The organism is Micromonospora lupini str. Lupac 08 (assembly GCF_000297395.2).
GTDB classification, from domain to species: Bacteria; Actinomycetota; Actinomycetes; order Mycobacteriales; family Micromonosporaceae; genus Micromonospora; species Micromonospora lupini.
In genome coordinates this window covers 6,593,535-6,618,659 of sequence record NZ_HF570108.1, presented here as the reverse complement: position 1 = coordinate 6,618,659, position 25,125 = coordinate 6,593,535, and the positions used below count along the sequence as shown (strand labels likewise).

Genomic DNA, 25,125 nt, shown 5'->3' with positions numbered 1-25,125 from the left:
CAGGTGTAGCCCGGTCGCCTGCGGGCAAGAACGGCCACCATGGGCGGTGGGGACCAGAACGGCGCGCAACTGCTCGATGAGCGGTACAGGCTCATCGAGCAGCTCGGCGCGGGCGGCATGTCGGTGGTCTGGCGCGGTTACGACGAGGTGCTGGGCCGCCAGGTCGCGGTGAAGGTGCTGGCCTCACGGCTGGCCAGCGACCGGGCCTTCCGGCACCGGATCCGCGTCGAGGCGCAGGCCGCCGCGCGGCTCTGCCACCCGAACATCACCAACGTGTACGACTACGGCGAGTCCCACCAGGTCGGCCTGACCGTGCCGTACGTGGTGATGGAGCTGGTCGACGGTGGTTCGCTGGCCGGCCGACTCGGCCGGGAGGTACGGCTGCCGTGGCGCGAGGCGGTGACGATCGGCGCGGAGGTCAGCTCGGCGCTGGCCACCGCGCACGGTCGTGGGGTCGTGCACCGCGACGTGACCCCGGGCAACGTCATGCTCACCTCGACCGGGGTGAAGGTGGTCGACTTCGGCATCTCCGCGCTGGTCGGGGAGAGCGAGAAGGGGCCCGACGGCGCGCTGCTGGGCACACCCGCGTACCTCGCGCCGGAACGGCTGGACAACGGGCAGGTCTCCCCGGCCACCGACGTGTACGCCGTCGGGCTGCTGCTCTACCGGATGCTCACCGGCCGGCTGCCGTGGGAGGCGAACACGACCACGCAGATGCTGCGTGCGCACATGTACAGCGACCCGGACCCGATGCCGACGGTACCCGGGCTGCCCGACGAGGTGACCGACCTGGTGCGGCGCTGTTTGGCCAAGCGTCCCGCCGACCGGCCGACCACCGCCGAGCTGGCCCGGACCCTCGCCGAGGCGGCCGGAATGCTGGCGGCCGTGCCGGTCTCGCCGGCGGGCGGTCCACTCGACCCCGTCGCGTTGGCAAACGCCGGCACGACGATCCTGCCCTGGTCGGCGGAGACGGACGCGCTTCCGCTCTCGCGTACCCGGCGCAGCCGCGCCCGACGGGTGAGCCGGCGGCGGCGGGTGGAGGCCGGGGTGGCCGCCGTCGGGCTGATCGCGGTCACCGGGGCGATGTGGGGGTTCACCTCCCGCAGCCCCGCCAGCGGGGAGGACCGGCCCACGACCGAGGCGCGGATGGGCCTGCCCGAGACGGCGCCCTGCGAGGTGGCGTACGCGCTGCGCACCGACTCCGGCAAGGACTTCACCGCCGAGCTGACCCTGACCAACACCGGCGACCGCGAGCTGCGCGACTGGACGATGAACTTCACGTTCCCCGGCCAGCAGACGGTGACGAAGGCGACGCCCGCCCCGGTGCAGCAGCAGGGCGGCACGGTGCAGATCCGGCCCGCCGCGCAGCGGACGACCCTGGCGCCGGGCGCGGCCGAGAAGCTCACCCTCGCCGGGACGTACAGCGGGGCGAACCCGTTGCCTGTGGAGTTCCGGCTCGGCGACGCCACCTGCGGGGTACGCGTCTCCGGGGTGGCGGGGACGACCCCGGCCACGGCTCCGCCGAGCAAGGCGGCCCCGACGAAGGCCCCGCCGAAGAAGACGACCAAGGCGGCGCCCAAGGCGCCGACCGCACCGAAGGCCCCGGCGAAGGCCGAACCCAAGCCGGAGAAGCCCGGCAAGGGGAAGGGGTCGGGTGGTGGCAAGGGAAAAGGGTGAAGGCCACCGCGGGGCACGGCGCGCACCGCAAGTGAGGGTCAGTTCCGCCCCGCGAACCGCTGCACCTGCTCGATCCCGCCCTCCACGACCAGCACCCCACCCTGCGGCAGCTCGGTGTCGTCCGAGGCGTACCGGAAGCGTTCGCCCGGCACCTTCGCGCCGATCACCCGGACCCCGTAGCGCTCGTCCGGACGCAGGTCGAGCAGCGTACGACCGACAAGTGACTGCGGCACCCGGACGGTGGCGATAGCGAATTCGTCGTCGAACTCGATGAAGTCGAGCAGCCGGCTGACGATCAGGTGCGCCACCCGGTCCCCGGTCTCCGCCTCCGGGAAGATCACGTGGTGCGCGCCCACCGACGACAGGATCTTGGCGTGCTTCTGTGACGTGGCGCGCGCCCAGATCTGCGGCAGACCCAGCTCGACAAGCGCCAGCACGGTGAGCACGCTCGCCTCCACCGACGCCCCGATGGCCACCACCGCCCGACCGAAGCCGGTGACGCCGAGTTGCCGTAGGGCGCCCTCCTCGGTCGCGTCGGCCTGGACCACCCGGCCGAGCTGGGTCGAGAACCGCTGCACCTGATCCGCGTCGCGGTCGATGGCCAGCACCTCACGGTCCATCCGGGTGAGAGCGCCGGCCAGGTGGCACCCGAACCGACCCAGCCCGATCACCACGATGCCGCTGCCGTCCGATCGTCTCGCCGACACCTCGACCCTCCTCTTCGTCAGCCGACAATTGGTTGTTCCTGGGGATAGCGGTAGAGCCTGTGCCGGGTGTTCAGGGCGATCGCCGACCCGAGGGTGAGCGGCCCGATCCGACCGATGAACATCAGCACGGTCAACACCAGTTGACCGCTGGCCGGCAACTCGCTGGCCAGACCGATGGTCAACCCGGTGGTGCTGAACGCGGAGGTGACCTCGAACAGGGCCGCGACGAACCGCACGCCCTCGGTGAGCAGCAGCACGAGCATCGTTCCGGCCACGACCAGCGCGACGCTGATCAGGGCCACGGTGACGGCCTGACGCTGGCTGGCGTTGGCCACCCGGCGGTGCCCGACCGTCACGTCGGGCTCGCCGCGCAGCTCGGCCCAGATGGTGAACGCCAGCAGGAAGAACGTGGACACCTTGATGCCACCGGCCGTGCTGGCGCTGCCGCCGCCGATGAACATCAGCACGATCAGCAGCGGGTAGCTCTCCTCCTGCAGGTCGGCGATGTTCAGCACGTTGAAGCCGCCGGTGCGGCTCAACGCGATCTGGGTGAACGACGCGAGCACCTTGCCCTCGTCGTCGTACAACCCGATGGTGCTGACGTTCGTCCACTCGGCGGCGAGCAGGCCGGCGGTGCCGAGCAGCACCAGCGCCGCGCTGCCCCAGATGGTCAGCTTGGTGGCCACCGCCCAGCGCGCCGGCCTACGCCACTCGCGTACGGCCTCGAACAGGGCGGGAAACCCGAGCCCGCCGACGATGGCACCGAACGCCAGCGGCAGCGACACCCACGGATCGCGGTCGAAGGCCAGCAGGCCGTCGCTGTAGAGCGAGAAGCCGCCGTTGTTGAACGCCTGGACGGCGTGGAACACGCCCGACCAGAGGGCCCGAGCGGGCGTGTAGTCGTACGCCCACCAGAGCCGGCCGGCGACCACAGCGGTCATCACCGCCTCGCAGGCGAAGACGGTGATCGCGATCCGGCGCAGCAACCGGGCCACGTCGCCGACGCCGAACTCCGCCGTCTCGGCCTGCACCAGCAGCCGGTTACGCAGACCGAGCTGGCGCGAGACCACGAGGATGACAAGCGCCGCGACGGTGAGGATGCCGAGACCACCGAGCTGGGTGAGCAGGGTGATCACCACCAGGCCCCAGCCGGACCAGTAGTTGGGGGTGTCGGTGACCGCCATGCCGGTGACGGACAGCGCCGAGGTGGCGGTGAACAGGGCGGTGATCAGGGGCGGACGTTGGTGCTGGATGGTCGACCAGCGCGCCAGCAGCAGCCCGGTGCCGAGCAGGATCGGCACCAGGAACCCCAGCGGCACCAGCCGCACGGGGTTGCGGAAAAACCAGCGCACCAGACAATCTTCCTTTTCCGGGTGCCCGCCCGAGTGGGAACGCCCATTCCGGAGATTCACCTGCCGGCCAGCCGTCGACCAACTCCCGGTCAATCGCGGGCGGTCTGCTGTCTGCGACATCCCTCGATGACAGGAGACGGCGTTGCGACGTACCCTCTCGACCCTCGGCGTGGCCGGCGCGCTGCTCGCCGCCGCCGTGGCCGTGCCCACGATGGCGGCCGCCGACCCCTCGACCGGCGCGGACCGCGCCCGAGGCAACGACCGGCCGATCGTGATCGGTCACCGGGGCGCCAGCGGCTACCGGCCGGAGCACACCCTGGAGGCGTACCGGCTGGCGATCCGGATGGGCGCCGACTACATCGAGCCGGACCTGGTGTCCACCTCCGACGGCGTCCTGGTCGCCCGGCACGAGAACGAGATCTCCGGCACGACCGACGTGTCGACGCACCCGGAGTTCGCCGCCCGGAAGACGACGAAGACCATCGACGGCGTCGCCGTGACCGGCTGGTTCACCGAGGACTTCACCCTGGCCGAGCTGAAGACGCTGCGGGCCAAGGAGCGGCTGCCGCAGGTACGCGTCGCGAACACCGCCTTCGACGGACGCTTCGAGGTGCCCACCCTCCAGGAGGTCATCGACCTCGCCCGCACCGAGGGGCGGGCACGGGGCCGCACCATCGGCATCTACCCGGAGACCAAGCACCCGACCTACTTCACGTCGATCGGCCTGCCGTTGGAGGAGCCGCTGCTGAAGGTGCTGCGGCAGAACAAGCTGGACCACAAGAACTCGCCGGTCTTCATCCAGTCGTTCGAGACGGCCAACCTGCGTCGCCTGAGCCGGCTGACCGACGTGAAGCTCATCCAGCTCCTCGACGCCACCGGCCGTCCGTACGACTTCACCGTCGCCGGCGACACCCGCAGCTACCAGGACCTCGCCACGGCCCTCGGCCTGAAGTGGATCGCCGGGTACGCCGACGGTATCGGCGCGAACAAGAGCCTGATCGTGCCCCGGAACGCCGCCGGCGCGCTGCTCGCCCCGACAAACGTGGTACGCGACGCGCACCGCGACGGGCTGCTCGTGCACTCCTGGACGTTCCGCGCGGAGAACCAGTTCCTCCCCGTGGACTTCCGGATCGGCACCGACCCGAACGCGCGCGGCGACATCACGGCCGAGTACGAACTCTTCCTCGGCCTGGGTCTGGACGGCGTCTTCAGCGACCACCCGGACACCGCCGTCGCCGCCCGCGCCGGCCTCTGACCCACTCCGAGCCTCGGCGGGCGTTGCCTCCGAGCTGACCTCGGCCCGGAGCTGACCCGCCCCGAGCCGACCGCCGGGCCTATCACGCCCGGCCCCGCCCGCTGGCCCGTCGTCCGCCACCCGGACGGCGGGCCAGCGACACGTCGGGCCCGCCCAGGCGCCCGCCGAGGTGCCCGGTCAGGTGGCCTCGCGGGCCTGGGTAGCACTTCGCGGACGCTATGGAGCTGATGCCGTAAACGAATCGCACTCGCGCGCAGTCCGTCCCGCGTGCTTTGCAGGTGCATGGCCAGCGCTCTCACAGCCAGCGAAGATGGCGGGCCGACACGCCGTGCAACCCTTCCCATGCGTACGGTTGTTCGACAGTATTGGCCCGTCGAGCGGAAGGAGGGGCGCATGGCGGACAAAAGCGCCATCGAGTGGACGGAAGCAACCTGGAACCCCACCACCGGTTGTGACCGCATCTCGTCGGGCTGCGACAACTGCTATGCGATGACTCTCGCGAAGCGCTTGAAGGCCATGGGCTCGGCCAAGTATCAGACCGACGGAGACCCGCGCACCTCCGGCCCCGGTTTTGGCGTCGCCCTACACCCGGATGCCCTCGATATACCGCGACGCTGGCGTGACCCCCGGACCGTCTTCGTCAACTCCATGTCGGATCTGTTCCACGCTCGGGTTCCTCTCACCTACGTGCAACAGGTGTTCGCTGTCATGCGCGAGACCCCCAGGCACACCTTCCAGGTGCTCACCAAGCGCGCCTCCAGGCTGGCGAAGGTCGCCCATCAGATCGACTGGCCGGCGAACGTCTGGATGGGCGTGAGCGTCGAGGACCACGCTCAGCGGGAACGGGTCGCCCAGCTCCGCGAGGTGCCGGCTGCGGTACGTTTCATCTCGGCTGAGCCGCTGCTAGGACCACTGGTTGACCTGGATCTCGACGGCATCGACTGGCTGATCGCGGGGGGCGAGTCGGGGCAGGGCTGCCGCCCGATGGATCCGGCGTGGGTGCGTGACCTCAGGGATCAGTGCGCGGCTGCTGGCACCGCCTTCTTCTTCAAACAGTGGGGCGGGCGTACGCCGAAGGTTGGCGGCCGGCACCTCGACGGTCGGACCTGGGACGAGATGCCGGCGCCACGCCTACTCGTGCAGGCATAGGGGCTGCCGAGGGTGGGGCTCCGGCTCAAGGCCGCCGGAGGACTTCCTTCCAGAAGTCACCCGTGCCGGGGCTGCTGATTTGGCCCTGCCGATGCAGCGACTTGACGGCCTGCCGTACGTGTGGTGCCCAGGCATGCCCAAGCACATCACCGTAGATCTCCGGCACGCGATCGGCGATCTTGATCGTGGAGTTTTGTTCGAGCGCCTTGATGAGGTTCCGCTCGATCGTGGCTGACCAGCGAGGGGCGTTCTCGGCCTTGTACTGCTCAGCGTCGAAGACGGGACCGTCGCCGAACAGCGTCTCCGCCACGTGGTCGCCCCGGCGGATCTGTTCGCGGACCCACGCCTCCTCCCATTCGACGCCAGCCTTGCCGAGGGTGTCGGCGAAATGCCAGGCACCTTCGCCATGGGTGGTGAACAGGGCAAGGACGTACTTCGGGGCGAGGCCGGGGCGTGGGCGCACCGGCATTTGCACCGCCTGGTAGTTGGACCCCTGGGTGAGATCTTGGGCGTACCTGTCCGCAACCCGGAGTGCGACGTCCGTGGCGCGCTGGTCATCGCCCGCATCCGATACCTCGGCGAAATAGCTGCGCCACCAGCCGCCACCCAGGAACCGATCCAATCGTGCGGCCGTCCTCCGGTCGCTCTCCGACAGCCCACCCGATCGACTCTCGGCAACGTGGACGGCCCGTCCCATCCGAGCCACGGTGGAAACGCTGAAGTGCAGCAGCACTTCGGTCGGCGGCCAGCCCGGGCGCCCGAGCAGCCGCGTCCGGATCAGATCGAAGTCAAGAGCCGGACCGAAGGGATCGAGGAAGGCGAAGAGCGAGGCACCCTTGGCTAAGGCCAGCACCTCGGGTAGGTGCTGGTCAAGGGTGCCCTGGCGAAGTTCACGTCGAACCGACCCGCCCTTGTCGCGGAGCACCTGCTCCAGGTTCGCGTAGCTGTCCGGATCCTGCTCGACGAAGAATGCGAGCACGTCGCGGAAGTCTTGGACGAACTCGGCGGACCGGGACAACAGCAGTGGAGATCCGGGCTCTCCGCCGTCGTACTCGCCTCTGCCGGCGTAGCCGTCGAGGAAGACGATGGGGTTCCCCTGCCCTGTCTTCGAGGCGAATACCACGGGATAGCGCTTGAGGATGCCGTGCTTCAGCACTGCCGCTGCCTTCTTCGACCGGAAAAATTCGTCGTTGTTGGACAACGGTCCTCCCCGCATCGCTCACTTCTGGTCATGAGAAGGTAGCGCTGCGTTGCGGAGCCTGCTGGCCGCAAGGAGGCTACGCGGGGCTGATGCGATCATCGAAGCGCCCAGTGAGCAGGGCTGATGGCTTTCCTGTGATTGATTGCTGCGCAGCCCTCAGTCCATGATCTGACACCGGCGTAGCGCCGGGGCGAGATCTCGACGCGGTCGAGTCGTCGTGGTGGCGGGGCTCTACTGGCCGGGTCGCTCGGCCACGTAGGTGCCTCGGCCCGGTTGGCCGGTGATCAGCTCGCGATCGTGCAGCAACGACAGCGCGCGCGAGGCGGTGTTCATGTGGACCCCGTATGCCTCGGCGAGTTCCCGGGTCGACGGAAGCTTGTCGCCTGGCTGTAGTTCGCCAGTCTTGATCTTGGCGGCGAGGTCGTTTGCGATCCGTCGGTACGGGGGTTCGGCTGTAGGCATGGGGAGACTCCGGTTGGTTCGGCATCTCTGATCATGCCGGGCCTACACCAGTAACTGCAACAAGCTGTCGTGTCGCGATGACCAGGGGTCGACCTACACAAGTATTTGGGGTAGGTTGCTGGATGTTCGGCTCCGGTTGGTTCGGCAAACCCCGGTGGTCGGACACCACAGTGGGCCGCGGGGCCGTACCGCCGATGAGGGCTGCGGCTGCGGGGCCGGCGGCCCGGCCCGCGTCCCCTGTCTGCGGGCCGGGCCGCCTTCCAGTCCAACGCGACCGAGAGGTGGCCATGCGCTCCGTCCTCACCCGGCTCTACCGCGCCCTACGCCGTCGTCCGTCCCACCCGCCGCACTCTGGCTGGTGTCGGACGGAGTCCTGCCGCCCCCTGACCATCTCCCAGATCCGGGAACGCCAATTCCGGCAGGTGCGCCGAGGGCTCGACCCGGTCGAGGTGCACGACTTCCTGCACCGGCTCACCGGTGACCTGGCCCAAGCGCGGCGCGACCTGGTGCTGACCACTGAGGAGAACGTCCGGATCAAGCGGGCGCTGCGCCGCCGGCAGTTCCGGTTCACCCCGGGGGCGCGGCGGTGAGCGGGGAGCGTTTCGTGGTGCATCTGCCGGTGGTCGCGGAGGACCTGTCGGGAGCGCTGCGGTTCGCTCGGGCTATCACGCGGGCGCTGGGTTTCCTCGCCGACGTGGACCGGGCCGAGACGACGGTGTCGGAAGAGGATGCTCAGGGCGTACGACATCGGGTTTTCTGTGACCGTCTGCTCGGCGGGCGCCGGCGGTGTCCGCGCCCGGCCGACCACGACGGGCCCTGCGATTGAGCGGGCGGGCCGGATGGCGCGAGGCGACACACGGTTCGGGCGGTCCGTGGGGATTCCGGCCATCGGGGGCGCGGGTCACCGGGTGGTAGTGCGGCCCGTTGTAACCCCCGGCCACCCCCTTCCCGTTACTTGTGTGTTTCCGCCACATAGCCCGTGGGTGACGTCACTTCTAGCGTGAGCCGACAACACAGCATCCTGTCCTCACCTGGAGTCGCGATGACGGTCCGGCACACGCGGCGGGCGTTCCTCTCCGCCGCCACGATGATGGCCGCGGCGTTGGCCGCCACGGCCTGTGGTAGCCCGCAGGACACCGCCACCGGCGGCGGCGACAGCGCCGCACCGGTCAAGGTCGGCCTGGTGTACTCCCAGTCGGGAGCCCTGGCCAGCTACGGAAAGCAGTACATCGAGGGGTTCAAGGCGGGGCTGGACTTCGCCACCAAGGGCACCGGCAAGGTGGGTGACCGGAAGATCGAGCTGACCGAGGTCGACGACGCGGGCGACCCGGCGAAGGCCGTCTCCGCCGCGAAGGACCTGATCGGCAAGGGTACGAAGATCATTGCCGGCTCGACCGCGTCCGGCGTGGCGCTCCAGGTCGCGCCGATCGCGGCGCAGAACAAGGTTCTCTTCATCTCCGGCCCGGCCGCGACCGACGCGGTGACCGGGGCGAACAAGTACACGTTCCGATCCGGGCGGCAGTCCTACCAGGACGTGGTGACCGCCAAGTCGTTCATCGGCGACCCGGCCGGCAAGAAGGTGGTGGTCTTCGCCCAGGACGGCGCGTTCGGCGACGCCAACGAGGCGGCCGTCAAGGCCGTCATCGGCAGCGCGGGCGCCACCGTGAGCAGCGTCCGGGCACCGGCCAGCGCCACCGAGTTCACGCCGTTCGCCAGCCAGATCAAGGCCGCCAAGCCGGACCTGCTCTTCGTCGCCTGGGCCGGTACGACCGCCCCGGCGATGTGGCAGACGCTCGACCAGCAGGGCGTGCTCTCCTCCACCACTGTCGTCACCGGTCTGGACATCCGGGCCTCCTGGCCGACGTTCGGGGCGGCCGGCGCGAAGATCTCCTTCCTGTCGCACTACTTCGACGGCGCGTCCGACACCGAGGCCAGCAAGGCGTTGAAGGCCAAGGTGAACACCATCGACCTGTTCCACCCGGACGGCTTCGCCGCCGCCCAGATGGTGGTCCGCGCGGTGCAGGAGGGCGGCGACGACGTCGACAAGATGGTCACCGCGCTGGAGGGCTGGAGCTTCGACGGGGTCAAGGGCAAGATGACCATCCGGGCCGCCGACCACGCGCTGCTCCAGCCGATGTTCCAGGCCAAGCTGACCGGCAGCGGCACCGCGTTCACGGCGACCGCGCAAAAGAGCCTCACCGGTGACGAGACCGCGCCGCCGGCCGTGGCCATGAAGGGCTGACCATGCTCGCCACCCGCGGTCTGACCTGGCGGATCGGTGAGGTCGCCATCGTCGACAGCGTCTACCTCGACCTGGCGCCCGGGGAGTTCCTGGGCGTGATCGGGCCGAACGGCGCCGGCAAGACCTCACTGTTCAACCTGATCACCGGCCTGCGCCGGGCCACGGAGGGCCGGATCACCCTGGACGGGCAGGACATCGGTGGGCTCCCGCCGCACCGGCGGGCCCGCCTCGGTCTGGGCCGTACCTTCCAGGAGTCGTCGGTCTTCGGCTCGCTCAGCGTGCGGGAGAACGTCCGGCTCGCCGTGCAGGCACACCGCGGGGGCTCGATGGCGCTGTGGCGGCGGGCGGCGGCCGACCGGGAGGTCGCCGCCGCCGCCGACGCGGCGCTCGACCGGGTCGGCCTCGCCCACCGGGGTACGGCGCTGGCCGGCACCCTGGCCCACGGCGAGAAACGCAAGCTGGAGATCGCCCTGCTGCTCGCCGGTGAGCCGCGCGTGATGCTGCTCGACGAGCCGATGGCCGGGGTCAGCGCCGAGGACGTGCCCGAGCTGGTCGCCGTCATCAAGTCGTTGACCGGCGACAGCGGTCGGGCGGTGCTGATGGTCGAGCACCACATGGACGTGATCCTCGAACTGGCCGACCGGATCGCCGTCATGCACCACGGCGCGCTGCTCGCCTGCGACACCCCGGAGACGGTGATGGCGAACCCCACGGTGCAAGAGGCCTACCTGGGGGAGTCGCTCTGATGGAACCCGTTCTCACCGTGGAGGACCTGTCGGTCCGGATCTCCGGGCTGCACATCCTCCAGGGGGTGTCCTTCACTGTCGCCCCGACCGGCGTGACAGTCCTGCTCGGCCGCAACGGCGTCGGCAAGACCACCACGCTGCGCGCGATCGTCGGCCTCACCCCGCCCGCCGGGGAGGTCCGCGGCACCATCCGGATGGGCGCGCAGAGCCTGCTGGCCCGACCCACCCACCGGCTGGTCCGCGGTGGGCTCGGCTACGTGCCCGAGGACCGCTGCGTGTTCGCCGGCCTCACCGTCGCCGAGAACCTGCGGCTCGCCGAGCGGCGCGGCACCATCCCGGCGTACGACAAGGTCTTCGCGCTCTTCCCGGAGCTGGACCGGCGCGGACGCCAACGGGCGGGCTCGCTGTCCGGTGGGCAGCAGCAGATGCTCGCGATCGGGCGGGTGCTGCTCAACGACAACCGGCTGCTGCTGGTCGACGAGCCGACCAAGGGGTTGGCGCCGAAGGTGGTGACCGAGGTGGCCGAGGTGTTGGAACGGGTCGCGGAGTCGGTGCCGGTGCTGCTCGTCGAGCAGAACCTGGCAGTCGTACGCCGACTGGCCCGCGACGCGGTGGTGCTGGCCGCCGGCCGGGTGGCCTGGACCGGCGATGCCCGTGAGCTGCTGTTGGAGACCGCGTTGACGAAGTCGCTGCTGGGTGTGGGCTCTGCGGAGGTGAGCTCGCCGAGCGCGAGGAGTGAGCTTGCGAGCCCCGCAGTCGCGAGGAAGGACCGGCACTGATGGGCACCGTGATCCTGTTGGCGCTGACCGGGCTGGGCCTGGCGGCGCTGTACTTCCTGGTCGCGTCCGGCCTGTCCCTGGTCTTCGGTCTGGCCGACGTGCTCAACTTCGCGCACGGGCTGTTCCTCGGCGTCGGCGCGTACGGCACCTGGTGGGCGGCCGGCAACCTGCCGGGGGCCGGCCCGGACGGGTTCGGCTTCGTGCTCGCTGTCGCCTTCGGGGTGGCCGCCGGCACGCTTGTCGCGATCCTGGTCGAGCTGGTGCTGATCCGCCCGCTCTACTCCCGCACCATCGAGCAGGTGCTGGTCACCGTCGGCCTGTCGCTGGCCGGGGTGGCGCTGCTCCAGGCGACCTGGGGGGCGGACGCCCGCACCTTTCCGCGCCCCGACTGGACCCGGCAGGTGACCGGGATCCTCGGCGCGCAGGTGCCCAACGGCGGCCTGCTGCTGATCGTCGCGGCGGTGCTGGTGCTCGGCGCGATCCTGGCGTTCCTGCGCTGGACCCGGTACGGCCTGGTGATCCGGGCCGGGGTGGAGAACCGGGAGATGGTGACCGCGCTGGGCATCGACGTGCGCAAGGCGTTCACGCTTGTCTTCGCGATCGGCGGGGCGGCAGCCGCGCTCGCCGGCGCGCTCGGCGGGGTCTACTTCGGCACGGTCTCGCCCGGCCAGGGCGGCTCGCTGCTGATCTTCGCGTTCATCGTGGTGGTGATCGGCGGAATGGGCTCGGTGATCGGCTCCGCCTACGCGGCGGTCGTCGTCGGCCTGGTGCAGCAGTTCGTCAACTACTACGGCACGTCCGGGCTGGGCGACATCTGCGTGGTCGGACTGCTGGCCGTGGTGCTGCTGCTGCGCCCGCAGGGCATCGCCGGAAAGGTGGCAACGGCATGACGGTGATCGACGCTCCTCCCGCGCAGGTGCCTGACGAACTGAGCCCGCAGCGGGGGCGGTGGCACCGGGTCCGCCCGTTCCTGCCGCTTGTCGCGCTGGCGGTGCTGGCGATCCTGCCGTACTCGACGATGTCCCTTCCGGGGATCTTCGAGGGGCCGGTCAACTCGCCCGGCACCCTGCAACTGCTCGCCATCTGTCTGATCTTCGGTGGCCTGGCGGCCGGGTACGACCTGCTCTTCGGCCGGACCGGCATGCTGTCCTTCGGGCACGCGCTGTACTTCGCCGCCGGGGTCTACGGCACCGACATCCTCGTCACCCGGGCTGGTCTGCCGCTGTGGCAGGCGGCGCTGCTGACCATCACCGGCGGGACCATCCTCGCGGCGCTGCTCGGCGCGGTGGCGCTGCGGACCGTGGGCATCGCGTTCGCCATGGTCACCCTCGCGTTCGCGCAGGTCGGCGCGATCCTGGTGGCGCGGGACTTCGGCGGGCTCACCGGCGGCGAGGAGGGCCTTCCGCTGGACGTGTCCGGGCTGCCCGCCGGGCTGGTGGGGGTGACCAACACGGTCAACCTGTACTGGCTGGCGCTCGCGTACCTGACGCTCGTGGTCTTCGTGGTGCACCGGGTGAGCGGGTCACCTACCGGTCGCGTGCTCGCCGGGCTGCGTGACGACGAGCGGCGGATCGGTGTGCTCGGGCTGGACCCGTACCGCTACAAGCTTGTCGCGTTCACCCTGGCCGGTGGCCTGGCCTCGGCGGGCGGGGTGGTCTACGTCCTCATCGTCGGCGGCGCGTCACCGCACATCACGTCCTCCGAGCTGACCCTGTCGCTGCTGGTCATGGTGGTGCTCGGCGGGCCGGGCACGCGGTGGGGGCCGGTGCTCGGCGGTGTCCTCTACATGTACCTGGACCACCGGCTCACCGCCTTCGGCACGAGTGACGCGGTCGACAACCTGCCGGCCTTCCTCAGCCACCCGCTGAGCCAGCCCCTGTTCGTCCTGGGCACGGTCTTCATCCTGGCCGTCTACTTCTTCCCCGGAGGCCTAACCAGCCTAGCCCCCCGCCTGTCCCACCTGACCCGCTCCCTCCGCCCCCCACGCTGACCCCACCGATCTCGTCGATCATGGAGTTATCGTCAGGACACGCCGTGTCGGATGGCGATAACTCCATGATCGACGGGTTTCTGCGACGGGGAGGTAGGGAGATGGACTCGCGGGTTGCGGTTGTCAGTGGGGGTGGGACCGGGATCGGGGCGGCCGTCGCGGGTTCGCTCGCCCGGGACGGGTACGACGTGCTGATCGTCGGGCGGCGGACGGACGTGTTGACTGCCGCTGCGGGGCGGATCTCCGTGGACTGCGGGCGGGCTGACGCCGTCACCGCCGTCACGGCGGACCTGACCGACCCGGAGCAGCTCGACACGGTCCTCGCGGCGGTCGGTGACCGGCCTGTCGACGTGGTCGTCAACAACGCCGGCGGGTACCTGGGCGGGGACACCGACACGCTCGCCGGCACCGCCGCGCACTGGCGGGCCAACCTCGAGGCCAACGTGCTCACCGCCGTACTGCTGACCGAGGCGCTGCGGCCGGCCCTGCGTCGACCCGGCGGGCGGGTGATCCTGGTCAGCTCGATCGCCGCCCAGCGCGGCGGCGGTGGACCGTACTCGGCGGCGAAGGCCGCCCTGCACGGCTGGGCGTACGACCTGGCCGCGCAGCTCGGCCCGGAGCAGATCACGGTAAACGTGGTGAGCCCCGGCTACGTCGCCGAGACCGAGTTCTTCGGTGACCGCATGACCGCCGAGGGGCACGCGAAGAGGGTCGCGGCGACACTGGTCGGGCGGGCCGGAGTTCCCGACGACATCGCCGAGGCGGTCCGCTACCTCGCCAGCCCCGCCGCCGGGTACGTGACGGGCCAGGTCCTCGGCGTCAACGGCGGCTCGGTCCTCGGCCGCTGAGCCAGGATCGCGTCCCCGACCGACAAGGCTGGAGGGCGGCGGCCCCCCGTGTGGCCACCGCCCTCCTGCGTCGTGGATCAGCCGTTCAGCAACTCGTACGCCATCGCCGGCGCCTTCGTGGCGGCGGCGCCGGTCGGCACGCTGATCTTCGGCGCGCTGCCGTAGTCGGCGTACCTGACGACGTAGTCGTACGCCTTCGCCTTGCCGGCGGCCGGGATCTTCAGCGTCAGCGAGGCCAGGTGCTTGTCCGCACCGACCACCGCGGTGAACGGCACCTTCTTCGCGGCCTCCCCGAGGGCCGCCGCCTCGCCGTCCTCCAGCGCCTTCGCCGCCTCCGTCTCGCTCACGTCGATGAACCCGACGTACTGCCCGGGGCTCTTCTCCTCGACCGAGGTGGCCGCCTGGATCAGCGGCCCTGCGTTGCCCTGGTCCACACCGTCGTACGTCGGGATGCTCGCGGCGTCGGTCAGCTTCGCGCGGTCCAGCTTCATCCACTTGTCAGGGAACTTCGGCAGGCCGGGGCGGCCGCTCAGCTTCACCTTCACCCAGGACTGATCCTCGATCACCAGGAACGACATCTTCAACGCGATGCCGTCGGAGTCCCGCGGCATGGCCATGTTGAGTTCGAGGCCCTTCGCCGCCGGGTCGATCCGGCCGTCGACAGTGCTCGACGCGTCCTTGCCGCTCAACCGGAACGCCCCCTCGGTGCCATCCGGAACGGCGTCCAGGAGAGCCTCCTTCGGGCTGGCGCTCGGGCTGGCGGACGGGCTGCTCTGCGGTGCCGCGGCCGGTTCGTTCTTCGGCCCGCAACCCGCGAGCAGGGTGGTCGCGGCCAGCACGGCGGCGGCCGTACCGACCGTCCGCAGGATGGTGCCGGCGGTGCCCGTTGCGTGTGTCATCGCACTTCTCTTTCTCGCTGCCTGGCTTCTGCCGACGACGATGCTGCCGGCCGGCACGGCGGTCCGGCTGCCGATATGCTGCCGTCCGGCTGCCGGGCACTGCCGTCCGGCGCTCCCGGAGGTGTCAGGAGCGAAAACTCGCATGTCAGGACAGCTGCGTTTCGAGATCCTCGGGCCTCAGCGGGCCTGGTACGCCGACCGGGAGATCGACCTCGGTCCGGGTAAGCAGCGCGCGGTGCTCGCCGTACTGCTGCTCTCGGCCGGCCGTCCGGTGTCCACCGGGCAGATCGTCGACGCGGTCTGGCCGGAGGAGCCACCCGCGAACGGCCCCAACGTCGTGCAGAAGTACGTGGCCGGACTGCGGCGGGTTCTGGAACCGGACCGGTCGCCGCGTACGCCGGGGCAGGTGCTCAGCCTGACCGACGCCGGCTACCTGCTGCGGGTGGACCCCGAGGCCGTGGACGCGGTCCGCTTCGAACGGGGCGTGCAGGCCGCCCGCCAGCAGCACGCCGCCGGGCGTACGGACGAGGCGCTGGCCGAGCTGGCCACCGCCCTGGACCTCTGGCAGGGGGAGCCGTTCACCGGCTTCACCGGGCCGATCTTCGAGGCGGCCCGGCAGCGGCTTGTGGAGTTGCGGGCCGTGGCTTTGGAGACCCGGGCCGAGCTGGCGTTGGACCTCGGGCGGCACCGCGAGACGGTCGGTGAGCTGGTGGAGTTGGTGGCCGAGTTCCCCGTGCGGGAACGGCTGCGGCAGCAGCTCATGTTGGCGCTCTACCGCAGCGGGCGGCAGGCCGAGGCGCTCGCCGCCTACCGGGAGTTCGGCGACCTGCTCCGCGAGGAGTACGGCATCGAGCCGGGCGAGGCGCTGCGCGTGCTGCACGGGCGGATCCTGCGCGCCGACCCGACACTGGTGGTGGCAAAGCCGGCGACCGAGCCGGCGGCACCCCCGCCAGCGACCGTGGGATCCGTCGCGGTGGTGCCGGCCCAGGAGCGGGCAGCCGACCCGGTCGATCCAGCCGATCCGGTCTCCGCCGTTCCGCCGCCTGCTCCGCCGCCTGCTCCGCCGTCCACCGCGTTCCCACCGATGCCGCGGGGCCAGTACCCGGTGCATGGCACCCCACCCCGGCGGGCGCGGCGGTGGGTCAGTATCAGCACGGCGATCGTCGCCGCGCTGATCGGGCTGCTCTCCTTCGGCCTGCTCACGTGGCTGGTGGTGCTGGTCTACGCGGTGTGGCGACGGAGCTGGCGACACGGGCTCGCCGCCCTCGGCTATCTGTCGGCGATGGCTGTGTTCATCGGCGTGGTCGGCTCCGGTGACCCGGACGAGGTGACCACCGTCGACTTCGTCGCGATCATCGCCTGGCTGTTCAGCTGGCTGCTCGGTGTCCTGCACACACTCCTGCTGAACGGCGCGATCTGGTCGGCGATCACAGGACGGGGCACGGCGGCGACCGGGCCGGTCGCCCACGAGCGCCGGGTCCGCCGTGAGCAGGCCCGCTACCTGCTGTACCACTACCCGGCGGCGCGCCAGGAGTTGCACATCGGCCGGCCCGACCTGCCCCGTACCTTCGACGACGGGGGCCTGGTGGACGTCAACGCGGTCCCCGAGGCGACGATCGCCGAGCTGCCCGGGATCACCGCCGAGCAGGCCCGGCAGGTGGTGGTGGACCGCTGGCTGCGTGGCCCGTTCGGTTCGATGGAGGACCTGGCCGCCCGCTGTCTCCTCCCGCTGCTGCTCACCGACTCCCTCCGCGACCACCTCGTCTTCCTTCCCCCGATGCCGGGTCCGTCCACCGCGATACCGCAGCAGGCCGCTGCCCGGCAGCAGACCGGAGGGGACGTCCGCCCTACCTGGTAGAAATGCCTGATGGGCGACGAGCGGGCGGCGGTACGGGAGCGGGCCGAGGCGGTGCTGCGCCGGCTGGCCGGTGAGCACGCCCGGCTGCGCGAGGATCAGTGGCGGGCCATCGAGGCGTTGGTCGTCGACCGGCGACGGGTGCTCTGCGTGCAGCGCACCGGGTGGGGCAAGTCGGCTGTCTACTTCGTGGCCACCGCCCTGCTGCGCGACAGCGGGCAGGCCGACCAGGCCGGGCCCACGGTCATCGTGTCGCCGTTGCTGGCGCTGATGCGCAACCAGGTGGAGGCCGCCGCGCGGGCCGGCATCCGGGCTCGCACGATCAACTCGGCGAACCTCGACGAGTGGGACGAGATCACCGCCGAGATCCAGGCCGGCGCGGTGGACGTGCTGCTGATCAGCCCGGAACGGCTCAACAACCCGGACTTCCGCGACGGTGTGCTGCCGAAGCTGGCCGCGACCACCGGGCTGCTGGTGGTCGACGAGGCGCACTGCGTCTCCGACTGGGGGCACGACTTCCGGCCGGACTACCGGCGGCTGCGCACCTTCCTCGCCAACCTGCCCGAGCGCACGCCCGTGCTGGCGACCACCGCCACCGCCAACGCCCGGGTCACCCAGGACGTGGCCGAGCAGCTTGGTGACGCGCTCGTCCTGCGCGGCACGCTGGACCGCGAGTCGCTGCGGCTCGGCGTCCTCGACCTGCCCAGCCCGGCGCACCGGCTGGCCTGGCTCGCCGACCACCTGGACCAGCTGCCCGGCTCCGGCATCGTCTACACGCTCACCGTCGCGGCAGCGGGGGAGACGGCCGAGTTCCTGCGCTCCCGCGGCTACCCGGTCTCCTCGTACACGGGGCAGGTCGAGGACGCCGACCGGCGGGCCGCCGAGCAGGACCTGCTCGACAACAAGATCAAGGCGCTGGTCGCGACGAGCGCGCTCGGCATGGGCTTCGACAAGCCCGACCTGGGCTTCGTCGTCCACCTCGGCGCGCCACCCTCGCCGATCGCGTACTACCAGCAGGTCGGCCGTGCCGGCCGGGCCGTCGAGCACGCCGAGGTGCTGCTCCTGCCCGGCGCGGAGGACGCCGCCATCTGGCGCTACTTCGCCTCGCTGGCGTTCCCACCGGAGCAGCAGGTCCGGGCCGTGCTGGCGGCCCTGCACACCGACCGCCCGCTCTCCACCCAGGCCCTCGAACCCCTCGTCGACCTGCGCCGCGCCCGCCTGGAGCTGATGCTCAAGGTGCTCGACGTGGACGGCGCGGTCCGCCGGGTGCGCGGCGGCTGGCTCGCCACCGGCGAGCACTGGGTCTACGACGAGGCCCGGTTGCGCCGCGTCGCCGAGGCGCGCACCGTCGAGCAACAGGCCATGCGGGAGTACGCGACCACTACCGACTGCCGGATGCGGTATCTACGGGAACGCCTGGACGACACCGAGGCGACCGACTGCGGCCGGTGCGACAGGTGCGCCGAGCCGCTCTTCGCCGCCGACGTGTCGACGGCAGCGCTCGCCGCCGCGCAGACCTTCCTGGGCCGTCCCGGTGTGGAGATCGCCCCGAAGAAGCTCTGGCCGACCGGGCTGGACGCGGTGGGCGTCGCGCTCAAGGGCCGGATCGCCCCCGCCGAGCAGGCGCTGCCCGGCCGGGCGGTCGGGCGCCTGTCCGACTTGGGCTGGGGCGGCCGGCTGCGGGATCTGGTGGGCCCGGAGGCGCCCGACGTGCCGGTGCCCGACGACGTCGCCGGCGCGGTGGTCGAGGTGCTGAAGGCGTGGGCGCACGGCGACGATCCGTGGCCTCGCCGCCCGGTCGGGGTGGTCGCGGTGGGCTCCCGCCGTCGCCCCCTGCTGGTCGGCTCGCTGGCCGAGCGGATCGCCGCCGTGGGCCGGCTGCCGCTGCTCGGCGCGGTCACACCGACCGGTCCGGGCGGCCCTGGCGGGCCGCGCGGCAACAGCGCCCAGCGTGTACGCGCGCTGCACGACGCCTTCACCGTTCCGGCCGACCTGGCCGACGCGCTGGCCGGGCTGGAGGGGCCGGTGCTGCTCGTCGACGACCTGGTCGACTCGGGTTGGACGATGACGATCGTGACCCGCGCGCTGCGGCGGGCCGGCGCTCCGGACGTGCTCCCGCTCGCACTCGCCGTGGCCGGCTGAGCCGCGGTTCGTGCTCGCGGTGCCCCGGGTCCGGCAGCGCTGCCGGGCCGGATCCCCTGGGCCGGCGGGGGCGGCGGGAGCCGGCGGTCCGCCGGGGCGGAAAGTTCCCGGGCCGCGCGGATTGCGACGGTCGCCACGCCACCCCGGCGGCGGGCGGGGTCGGCCGGGCGCGGCGGTACGGTGGCGGCATGACCGATCAGCAGCCCGTGACCCGCGCGTACGCCATCACCGGCATGACCTGTGCGCACTGCGTGTCCGCGGTCACCGACGAGCTGTCGGCGCTGCCCGGTGTGCGGCAGGTCCAGGTCGACCTGGCCTCCGGCGCCGCGACGGTGACCAGCGACAGCCCGCTGCCCGACGAGTCGGTGCGGGCGGCCGTCGACGAGGCCGGTTACGTACTGGACGCTGGCGGTGCCTGAGCAGACCGCCGTCACGCCGGACCGGAGCACCGTCCGGCTGGCGCTGATCGTCGGCGGCCTGGTGCTCGCCGTGCTGCTCGGCTTCGGCCTCGGCCGCATGAACGGCACCCCCGCCACCGGCGGCGTCAGCGGCGCCGCGGCGCTTACCGCCGACCACACCCACCCGCCGGGCACCGGGGCCCACGACCACGGGTCCGTGGCGGGCGCCGACCAGGGCGCGGCCGCCGAGCCCGGCGGCCTGTCGGTCAGCTCGGGCGGCTACACGCTCGTCCCCCTGGCCACCGAGTTTCTCCTCGGCCGCCCCGGGCAGCTCCGCTTTCAGGTACGCGACGTGCAACGTCGCCCGGTCACCCGGTTCGCCATCGTGCACGACAAGCCGATGCACCTCATCGTGGTCCGTCGGGACCTGACGGGCTACCAGCACCTGCACCCGACCATGACGGCCGACGGCACCTGGGCGGTCCCGGTGACCCTCACGCAGCCCGGAGTCTGGCGGGCGTACGCCGACTTCACTGTGGTCGCCGACAACGGCGCCCAGAGCGCGCTGACCCTCGGCGTGGACCTGGTCGTGCCGGGCAGCTACCAGCCTCGTCCGCTGCCGGCGGCGGCCACCTCGACGACCGTGGACGGGTTCACCGTCGGCTACCAGGGCACCCCGCAGTCCGGCGTCACGGTGCCGCTCACCTTCCGGATCGACGGCGCGGACGGCAGCGCGGCGTTGCAGCGCTACCTCGGGGCGTACGGCCACCTGGTGGCGCTGCGCGAGGGCGACCTCGGCTACCTGCACGTGCACCCCGAACCGGAGCTGGCCGACGGTCAGGTGAAGTTCTGGCTGACCACCCCGGGCCCGGGCCGTTACCGCCTCTACCTCGACTTCCAGGTGGCCAACGAGGTGCACACCGCCGAATTCACCCTGACCGTCACCTGACCGGCCGGTCAACCCCCGCCCTTGCGGCGTTGATCATGAAGTTATTGCCACTGCCCGCGGCGTGTCGGGGCAATAACTTCATGATTAACGCGGGGGTGGGGTGGGTCTTGGGGGTGGGGGGGGTCAGCCGGCGCGGCGGGTGGGGCGGCGGGCCAGGTAGCGGAGCAGGTCGCGGATGTGGTGCTTCTCCTCGGCCGGAACGGTGGGATCGGCCAGCCGGTCGAGGATCGCCCGCACGTCGGCCTCGACCGGGCCGTCATCGCCGCGGCGGCGGGGCGTCGGACCCGCGTCGGGCAGTCCGAGCGCGCGGAACGCGGCGGCCACCGGCAGATCAAGTGCGGCGCAGAAGCCGCGCACCTTGGCCAACTCGGGGTAGTCCTGCCAGTCACCGGCGAGCCAACGGAACACGGTGGAGCGGCCCACGCCCGTGTGCGAGGCAAGATCAGTCACGGTCCATCCGCGCTCGTCGCGAGCGTCGTCGATGGCGCGCCGGACGAAGCGGGCGAACGCCATCTGCGGTGACACGTCTGCGGAACCCATTCCGGTATGTCTTTCCCTCCCGGCCGAGCACTGGGAAGATGCGCCTCCCGAGCGTAGTACGCCGGGGACCGGAAACCACTGACTGACCGCACAAACTGTCCCATGGACGAGACTCCAACTCGGGCAGTATTCGTACCGGCACCGAGCGATCATCATCGTTCTTCCACTAAGCTCGGTGCCCGTCCCGGCACGGCGCACGCGCGCGTGCCGCGTTCGCCCGGACCACCGTCGAGGAGCACCATGGCCGAATCGAGCCGTCCGCAGCCGTACCAGCCCGGTACGGTGAGCCTCTTCTTCGTCGCCAAGGCCGGCGTCTTCGCCGCCGGGTTCTGGGTCTGGTTGCTGGTCCTGGTGCTCCGCACCGACACGGCGACAGGCTTCCACGTGCTGGCCGCGACCGGCGCGATCACCACCACGCTGGTGGCGGTGGTCCTGGGCGCCCGGATGGCGCTGCAACGCAACGCCGCCATCCGGCACGCCGAGACGAAGAAGTTGCTCGTCGACATCTCCTGGAACGCGTTCACGGCCGCCGGCAACGCCGAGAGCTCGGGCAAGGTGGTGCCCTTCCCGAGCAGTGCGAGCGAGGACGAGCACTCGACCCCGCGCCGCGGCGGGGACCGGGTGTCGGTCTTCGAGCGCTCCGGCGTACGGGACCGGGGCAACAACGGCGACCGCCGACGCTGACGCCACGTCGACGGCCGAGGCTGGCCGGGTCGGCAGTGACCGTCTCCGCGTGCCACCGGCCAGCGGTTGGGCGCTAAGCGGTGGGCGCCGCGTCGGTGGCGAGCAGGGTCTCCAGTCGGGGTGTGACCCGCCACTGGTCGACGAGCTCGCGGTACTCCGCCTCTCGTGGATCGCCGGCGCCGCTCCGGCGGGCTCGGATCAGCAGGTTGCGGGGCGTGTGCTGGGAGTCGACGAACTCCACCACCTCGGCCCGGTACCCGTGCACCCGCAGCAGCCCCGCGCGCAGCGCGTCGGTGAGCACGTCGGCGAAGCGTTCGCGCAGGATGCCCTGCCGGGTCAACAGGTCGTACGGCGCCGGGGTGGGCTGGGCGCGTAGCTGCTTGGCCAGGTCGTGGTGGCAGCACGGCGCGGCGAGCACCCAGCGGGCCTCCCAGCGGATCGCGCGGGCCAGCGCCTCGTCGGTGGCGGTGTCGCAGGCGTGCAGCGCCAGCACCAGATCCGGGGCGGGGTCGACGACGGCCTCGGCGATCGTGCCGGCGACGAAGCTGACCTTGTCGGCCCAGCCCAGTCGCTGCGCCAGCTCGGTGTTGCGCCGCCGCTGGTCCTCCCGGACGTCCACGCCGACCAGCTCGACGTCGAGCCCCCGACCGGCGAGGTAACGGTAGGCGGCGAAGGTCAGGTAGGCGTTGCCGCAGCCCAGGTCGACCACCCGCAGTGGGCCGGTCAGGTCGTCGGGCAGGGTGGCGGCCAGGGCTCGGAGGAACGCGTCGACCTGGCGGCGCTTGGCAGCCGAGCCGCCGATCTCCGCGAAGATCGGATCGCCCGGGTCGAGCAGGTATTCCTTGGCCCGGTCGTTCCCACCCGGCGTGGCCGCCGGGCGGGTCGTCGCGGCCCGGTGCACCTGCGCCTCACCGGACTTGGTCACCCGCAGTTGGAGGGTCGCCTCGGCAGTCTCCACGTGCCAGTTGCCGAACGGCTCGGCCAGCAGTTCGTCGACCGCCACGGCAGCCTCCGGACCGGGGGCGACGTTGCGGGTGTACGGCCGCGCGCCGTCGGAGGTGGCGATCTGCAACCGCGGGCCGGCCTTGAGCGTCACCGGACGCAGCTCGGCCCGCACGACGGTGGGACGTTGCCCCCGGCGACGCCCGGCGGCGACCGCCCGGGTCAGCGCGGGGTCGAGCAGCAGGGCACGAACCTCGGTCAGGGCAGCATCCAGTGGTTCCGGCATCGTTCCATCTTCGGCAGGTGGGGTGGGAAGGCGACATCCCCCGTACCGCGCTGAGGCGGTGCGGGGGATGTCGGGGAAATCTCGCTGCGTCAGTCCGCGGTCGCCTCGGCCGGCGTACCCGCGCCGGAACCGCCACCACGACGACGCCGGCGGCGGCGCGGCTTCGTTGCCTCGCCCTCGGCGGTCGCGGCGGGGGCGGAGGCCGTCTCGGCCAGCGCCGCCGTGTCGGCCGCGATCACCGCGGTCGGCTCGCCCGCCACCGTCTCGCCGGCACGGCGGCGACGCCGGCGGCGGGGGGTGCGGCTGGCGTCGTCGTCGGCGGTGTCCGTGGGTGCCGCCTCGGCGGCCGGCGTGCCGGCGTCGGTGCGGTCCCGGCGGCCGTCGCCCCGGCCACGGCGCTCGCCCCGGCCATCGCCACGGCTCTCACCGCGTCGGGGGGCCCGGCCACCGCTGTCGCCCCGGCGGGAACGGGTCGTCCCGCCCAGGTCCTCCTCGATCTCGGCGGACAGCCCGGCCCGGGTGCGCTCGGCAGTGGGCAGAGTGCCGCTGACCTCGGTGGAGATGTGCAGATCGGTGTAGAGGTGCGGGGACGTGTGGTACGTCTCCGGCGGCTCCGGCATCTCCAGACCGAGGGTCTTGTCGATGATCCGCCAGCGGGGCATGTCGTCCCAGTCGACGAAGGTCACCGCGACACCAGTGGCCCCGGCCCGGCCGGTACGACCGATCCGGTGGGTGTAGGTGTCCTGGTCTTCCGGGCAGTCGTAGTTGATCACGTGGGTCACGCCCGTGACGTCCAGACCGCGTGCCGCCACGTCGGTGGCGACCAGGATGTCGATCTTGCCGGCGCGGAACGCCCGCAGCGCCCGCTCGCGGGCACCCTGGCCGAGGTCACCGTGCACCGCGGCGACCGCGAACCCGCGGAAGTCGAGATCCTCGGCGACCCGGTCGGCGGCCCGCTTGGTGCGGGTGAAGATCATGGTCAGGCCACGCCCCTCCGCCTGGAGGATGCGTGCCACCACCTCGACCTTGTTCATCGAGTGGGTGCGGTAGACCAACTGCTCGGTCTGCGGCGACGGCCCGGTCTCGGCGGTGTGCCCGGCGTGGATCGTCATCGGCTGGCGCAGGAAGCGCCGGGACAGGGTGACGATCGGGTCCGGCATGGTCGCCGAGAAGAGCATCGTCTGCCGGTCCTCCGGAAGCATCGCCAGGATCTTCTCGACGTCGTCGAGGAAGCCCAGGTCGAGCATCCGGTCGGCCTCGTCGAGGACGAGCGCGTGCACCCGGTCCAGTCGGAGGTGCTTCTGCTTCTGCAGGTCCATCAGTCGGCCCGGGGTGCCGACCAGAATCTCGACGCCCTTGCGCAGCGCGTCGATCTGCGGCTCGTACGCCACACCGCCGTAGATCGGCAGCACGCGGACGCCGCGCGTCCGGCCGGCGGCGGCCAGGTCCTTGGCGACCTGGATGCCCAGCTCGCGGGTGGGGACGACGACAAGTGCCTGCGGCACGCCGTCGCTGCCCTCGCCGGGCGCGAAGACCCGGTCGAGCAGCGGTACGCCGAAGCCGAGGGTCTTGCCGGTGCCGGTGGGCGCCTGGCCGATCAGGTCGACGCCGCGCAGGGCGATCGGGATCGCGTACTCCTGGATGGCGAACGCGCGGGTGATGCCGGCCGCGGCCAGCGCCTCGACGGTCTCCTCGCGGGCGCCGAGGGCGGCGAAGGTGGGAGCCTCGGGTCGAACCGGGGCGGTGGGGGCCAGTTCCTGGCCGTCCAGCAGATCTTGAGTCAGCTCGCTCATGTGGATGTGGGGGTGCCCTCTCGTGGGTGCGCCCGTCATGTCCTCAGGGCGCGTTCGGTATGACGCGGGCCACACGGTCGGCGGCAGATTGCCGAGCCGGACCGGGCCGCACGCGCGCCGCGGGCTGAGCTTCGATCAGATCGGCGCCCACGGCAACTGCTCTATGCTACCTGAACAGGCAAGCTCACGTCCCGATTCCCGGTCGGCCAGCCGCCACGCGGGGCCATCA

At 71.6% G+C, this 25,125-nt stretch carries 24 protein-coding genes; 16 read left to right on the top strand and 8 right to left on the bottom strand.

Features of this window, described 5'->3' with window-relative positions:
* The first annotated feature begins 39 nt into the window (after positions 1 to 39).
* Positions 40 to 1,677 (top strand): serine/threonine-protein kinase, encoded by a 1,638-nt coding sequence (locus tag MILUP08_RS31400; RefSeq protein WP_007465476.1) that lies wholly within the window; start codon positions 40 to 42, stop codon positions 1,675 to 1,677.
* A 38-nt stretch (positions 1,678 to 1,715) separates the two neighbouring features.
* On the opposite strand, the gene MILUP08_RS31395 is transcribed toward MILUP08_RS31400, so the two are convergent.
* The gene (locus MILUP08_RS31395) at positions 1,716 to 2,384 is read right to left on the bottom strand and encodes a potassium channel family protein (protein ID WP_007465474.1); all 669 of its coding nucleotides are present in this window, start codon (positions 2,382 to 2,384) and stop codon (positions 1,716 to 1,718) included.
* A gap of 17 nt (positions 2,385 to 2,401) precedes the next feature.
* Complete coding sequence (locus MILUP08_RS31390) at positions 2,402 to 3,736, bottom strand: TrkH family potassium uptake protein (RefSeq protein WP_007465473.1); 1,335 nt, start codon at positions 3,734 to 3,736, stop codon at positions 2,402 to 2,404.
* Positions 3,737 to 3,878: 142 nt separating this feature from the next.
* On the opposite strand from MILUP08_RS31390, the gene MILUP08_RS31385 reads away from it, so the two are divergent.
* On the top strand, positions 3,879 to 4,991 hold the full coding sequence (locus tag MILUP08_RS31385) for a glycerophosphodiester phosphodiesterase (RefSeq protein ID WP_007465471.1): 1,113 nt from the start codon (positions 3,879 to 3,881) through the stop codon (positions 4,989 to 4,991).
* Between the two features lie 393 nt (positions 4,992 to 5,384).
* Positions 5,385 to 6,140 (top strand): DUF5131 family protein, encoded by a 756-nt coding sequence (locus MILUP08_RS31380; protein ID WP_007465469.1) that lies wholly within the window; start codon positions 5,385 to 5,387, stop codon positions 6,138 to 6,140.
* A gap of 25 nt (positions 6,141 to 6,165) precedes the next feature.
* Here MILUP08_RS31380 and tcmP read toward each other — a convergent pair whose 3' ends face one another.
* Positions 6,166 to 7,341, bottom strand: coding sequence for a three-Cys-motif partner protein TcmP (gene tcmP / locus MILUP08_RS31375; RefSeq protein ID WP_007465467.1), 1,176 nt, complete (start codon positions 7,339 to 7,341; stop codon positions 6,166 to 6,168).
* A gap of 231 nt (positions 7,342 to 7,572) precedes the next feature.
* Positions 7,573 to 7,803 carry a GntR family transcriptional regulator gene (locus MILUP08_RS31370; RefSeq protein WP_007465465.1) on the bottom strand — a complete coding sequence of 77 codons (231 nt, stop codon included), beginning with the start codon at positions 7,801 to 7,803 and terminating at the stop codon, positions 7,573 to 7,575.
* A 287-nt stretch (positions 7,804 to 8,090) separates the two neighbouring features.
* Here MILUP08_RS31370 and MILUP08_RS31365 point away from each other — a divergent pair, with 287 nt between their 5' ends.
* The 8 genes from MILUP08_RS31365 (at position 8,091) to MILUP08_RS31330 (ending at position 14,408) form a co-directional block, all read left to right on the top strand.
* Positions 8,091 to 8,393: a DivIVA domain-containing protein gene (locus MILUP08_RS31365; RefSeq protein ID WP_007465463.1), complete on the top strand. Its 303-nt coding sequence runs from the start codon at positions 8,091 to 8,093 to the stop codon at positions 8,391 to 8,393.
* On the top strand, positions 8,390 to 8,629 hold the full coding sequence (locus MILUP08_RS31360; RefSeq protein ID WP_007465461.1) for a hypothetical protein: 240 nt from the start codon (positions 8,390 to 8,392) through the stop codon (positions 8,627 to 8,629). Before MILUP08_RS31365 ends, MILUP08_RS31360 begins: the two co-directional genes overlap by 4 nt.
* Positions 8,630 to 8,845: 216 nt before the next feature.
* Positions 8,846 to 10,045, top strand: coding sequence for a substrate-binding domain-containing protein (locus tag MILUP08_RS31355; RefSeq protein ID WP_007465458.1), 1,200 nt, complete (start codon positions 8,846 to 8,848; stop codon positions 10,043 to 10,045).
* A 2-nt stretch (positions 10,046 to 10,047) separates the two neighbouring features.
* Entirely contained in the window at positions 10,048 to 10,791 is a 744-nt protein-coding gene (locus MILUP08_RS31350; protein WP_007465456.1) for an ABC transporter ATP-binding protein, read from the top strand.
* Positions 10,791 to 11,570, top strand: coding sequence for an ABC transporter ATP-binding protein (locus MILUP08_RS31345; RefSeq protein ID WP_007465454.1), 780 nt, complete (start codon positions 10,791 to 10,793; stop codon positions 11,568 to 11,570). Before MILUP08_RS31350 ends, MILUP08_RS31345 begins: the two co-directional genes overlap by 1 nt.
* On the top strand, positions 11,570 to 12,460 hold the full coding sequence (locus MILUP08_RS31340) for a branched-chain amino acid ABC transporter permease (protein WP_007465452.1): 891 nt from the start codon (positions 11,570 to 11,572) through the stop codon (positions 12,458 to 12,460). The genes MILUP08_RS31345 and MILUP08_RS31340 overlap by 1 nt, the downstream gene beginning before the upstream one ends.
* Positions 12,457 to 13,560, top strand: coding sequence for a branched-chain amino acid ABC transporter permease (locus tag MILUP08_RS31335; RefSeq protein ID WP_007465450.1), 1,104 nt, complete (start codon positions 12,457 to 12,459; stop codon positions 13,558 to 13,560). The genes MILUP08_RS31340 and MILUP08_RS31335 overlap by 4 nt, the downstream gene beginning before the upstream one ends.
* Before the next feature lie 101 nt (positions 13,561 to 13,661).
* Positions 13,662 to 14,408 (top strand): SDR family NAD(P)-dependent oxidoreductase, encoded by a 747-nt coding sequence (locus tag MILUP08_RS31330; protein ID WP_007465448.1) that lies wholly within the window; start codon positions 13,662 to 13,664, stop codon positions 14,406 to 14,408.
* Positions 14,409 to 14,485: 77 nt separating this feature from the next.
* On the opposite strand, the gene MILUP08_RS36195 is transcribed toward MILUP08_RS31330, so the two are convergent.
* Positions 14,486 to 15,307: a hypothetical protein gene (locus tag MILUP08_RS36195; RefSeq protein ID WP_007465446.1), complete on the bottom strand. Its 822-nt coding sequence runs from the start codon at positions 15,305 to 15,307 to the stop codon at positions 14,486 to 14,488.
* A gap of 142 nt (positions 15,308 to 15,449) precedes the next feature.
* On the opposite strand from MILUP08_RS36195, the gene MILUP08_RS31320 reads away from it, so the two are divergent.
* The 4 genes from MILUP08_RS31320 to MILUP08_RS31305 all read left to right on the top strand — a co-directional run bounded on the left by MILUP08_RS31320 (position 15,450) and on the right by MILUP08_RS31305 (position 20,651).
* The gene (locus MILUP08_RS31320; RefSeq protein WP_007465444.1) at positions 15,450 to 17,165 is read left to right on the top strand and encodes an AfsR/SARP family transcriptional regulator; all 1,716 of its coding nucleotides are present in this window, start codon (positions 15,450 to 15,452) and stop codon (positions 17,163 to 17,165) included.
* 9 nt (positions 17,166 to 17,174) lie between these two features.
* Positions 17,175 to 19,304, top strand: coding sequence for a RecQ family ATP-dependent DNA helicase (locus tag MILUP08_RS31315; RefSeq protein WP_007465442.1), 2,130 nt, complete (start codon positions 17,175 to 17,177; stop codon positions 19,302 to 19,304).
* Between the two features lie 188 nt (positions 19,305 to 19,492).
* Positions 19,493 to 19,723 (top strand): heavy-metal-associated domain-containing protein, encoded by a 231-nt coding sequence (locus MILUP08_RS31310; RefSeq protein ID WP_007465440.1) that lies wholly within the window; start codon positions 19,493 to 19,495, stop codon positions 19,721 to 19,723.
* Positions 19,716 to 20,651 (top strand): hypothetical protein, encoded by a 936-nt coding sequence (locus MILUP08_RS31305; RefSeq protein WP_007465438.1) that lies wholly within the window; start codon positions 19,716 to 19,718, stop codon positions 20,649 to 20,651. Before MILUP08_RS31310 ends, MILUP08_RS31305 begins: the two co-directional genes overlap by 8 nt.
* A 123-nt stretch (positions 20,652 to 20,774) precedes the next feature.
* Here MILUP08_RS31305 and MILUP08_RS31300 read toward each other — a convergent pair whose 3' ends face one another.
* Positions 20,775 to 21,191, bottom strand: coding sequence for a helix-turn-helix domain-containing protein (locus tag MILUP08_RS31300; protein WP_007465436.1), 417 nt, complete (start codon positions 21,189 to 21,191; stop codon positions 20,775 to 20,777).
* Positions 21,192 to 21,431: 240 nt separating this feature from the next.
* On the opposite strand from MILUP08_RS31300, the gene MILUP08_RS31295 reads away from it, so the two are divergent.
* Positions 21,432 to 21,875 carry a hypothetical protein gene (locus MILUP08_RS31295; RefSeq protein ID WP_007465435.1) on the top strand — a complete coding sequence of 148 codons (444 nt, stop codon included), beginning with the start codon at positions 21,432 to 21,434 and terminating at the stop codon, positions 21,873 to 21,875.
* Positions 21,876 to 21,948: 73 nt separating this feature from the next.
* Here MILUP08_RS31295 and MILUP08_RS31290 read toward each other — a convergent pair whose 3' ends face one another.
* Positions 21,949 to 23,103 (bottom strand): class I SAM-dependent methyltransferase, encoded by a 1,155-nt coding sequence (locus MILUP08_RS31290; RefSeq protein ID WP_007465433.1) that lies wholly within the window; start codon positions 23,101 to 23,103, stop codon positions 21,949 to 21,951.
* 89 nt (positions 23,104 to 23,192) lie between these two features.
* Positions 23,193 to 24,896 (bottom strand): DEAD/DEAH box helicase, encoded by a 1,704-nt coding sequence (locus MILUP08_RS31285; protein ID WP_039906971.1) that lies wholly within the window; start codon positions 24,894 to 24,896, stop codon positions 23,193 to 23,195.
* Positions 24,897 to 25,125 lie beyond the last annotated feature (229 nt).

Coding starts and splice junctions, on each gene's coding strand:
- MILUP08_RS31355 (WP_007465458.1), top strand. CDS start 8,846: ATGACGGTCCGGCACACGCGGCGGGCGTTCCTCTCCGCCGCCACGATG.
- MILUP08_RS31310 (WP_007465440.1), top strand. CDS start 19,493: ATGACCGATCAGCAGCCCGTGACCCGCGCGTACGCCATCACCGGCATG.
- MILUP08_RS31370 (WP_007465465.1), bottom strand. CDS start 7,803: ATGCCTACAGCCGAACCCCCGTACCGACGGATCGCAAACGACCTCGCC.
- MILUP08_RS31335 (WP_007465450.1), top strand. CDS start 12,457: ATGACGGTGATCGACGCTCCTCCCGCGCAGGTGCCTGACGAACTGAGC.
- MILUP08_RS31340 (WP_007465452.1), top strand. CDS start 11,570: ATGGGCACCGTGATCCTGTTGGCGCTGACCGGGCTGGGCCTGGCGGCG.
- MILUP08_RS31320 (WP_007465444.1), top strand. CDS start 15,450: ATGTCAGGACAGCTGCGTTTCGAGATCCTCGGGCCTCAGCGGGCCTGG.
- MILUP08_RS31350 (WP_007465456.1), top strand. CDS start 10,048: ATGCTCGCCACCCGCGGTCTGACCTGGCGGATCGGTGAGGTCGCCATC.
- MILUP08_RS31300 (WP_007465436.1), bottom strand. CDS start 21,191: ATGGGTTCCGCAGACGTGTCACCGCAGATGGCGTTCGCCCGCTTCGTC.
- MILUP08_RS36195 (WP_007465446.1), bottom strand. CDS start 15,307: ATGACACACGCAACGGGCACCGCCGGCACCATCCTGCGGACGGTCGGT.
- MILUP08_RS31345 (WP_007465454.1), top strand. CDS start 10,791: ATGGAACCCGTTCTCACCGTGGAGGACCTGTCGGTCCGGATCTCCGGG.
- MILUP08_RS31285 (WP_039906971.1), bottom strand. CDS start 24,896: ATGAGCGAGCTGACTCAAGATCTGCTGGACGGCCAGGAACTGGCCCCC.
- MILUP08_RS31315 (WP_007465442.1), top strand. CDS start 17,175: ATGGGCGACGAGCGGGCGGCGGTACGGGAGCGGGCCGAGGCGGTGCTG.
- MILUP08_RS31365 (WP_007465463.1), top strand. CDS start 8,091: ATGCGCTCCGTCCTCACCCGGCTCTACCGCGCCCTACGCCGTCGTCCG.
- MILUP08_RS31295 (WP_007465435.1), top strand. CDS start 21,432: ATGGCCGAATCGAGCCGTCCGCAGCCGTACCAGCCCGGTACGGTGAGC.
- MILUP08_RS31400 (WP_007465476.1), top strand. CDS start 40: ATGGGCGGTGGGGACCAGAACGGCGCGCAACTGCTCGATGAGCGGTAC.
- MILUP08_RS31330 (WP_007465448.1), top strand. CDS start 13,662: ATGGACTCGCGGGTTGCGGTTGTCAGTGGGGGTGGGACCGGGATCGGG.
- MILUP08_RS31380 (WP_007465469.1), top strand. CDS start 5,385: ATGGCGGACAAAAGCGCCATCGAGTGGACGGAAGCAACCTGGAACCCC.
- MILUP08_RS31290 (WP_007465433.1), bottom strand. CDS start 23,103: ATGCCGGAACCACTGGATGCTGCCCTGACCGAGGTTCGTGCCCTGCTG.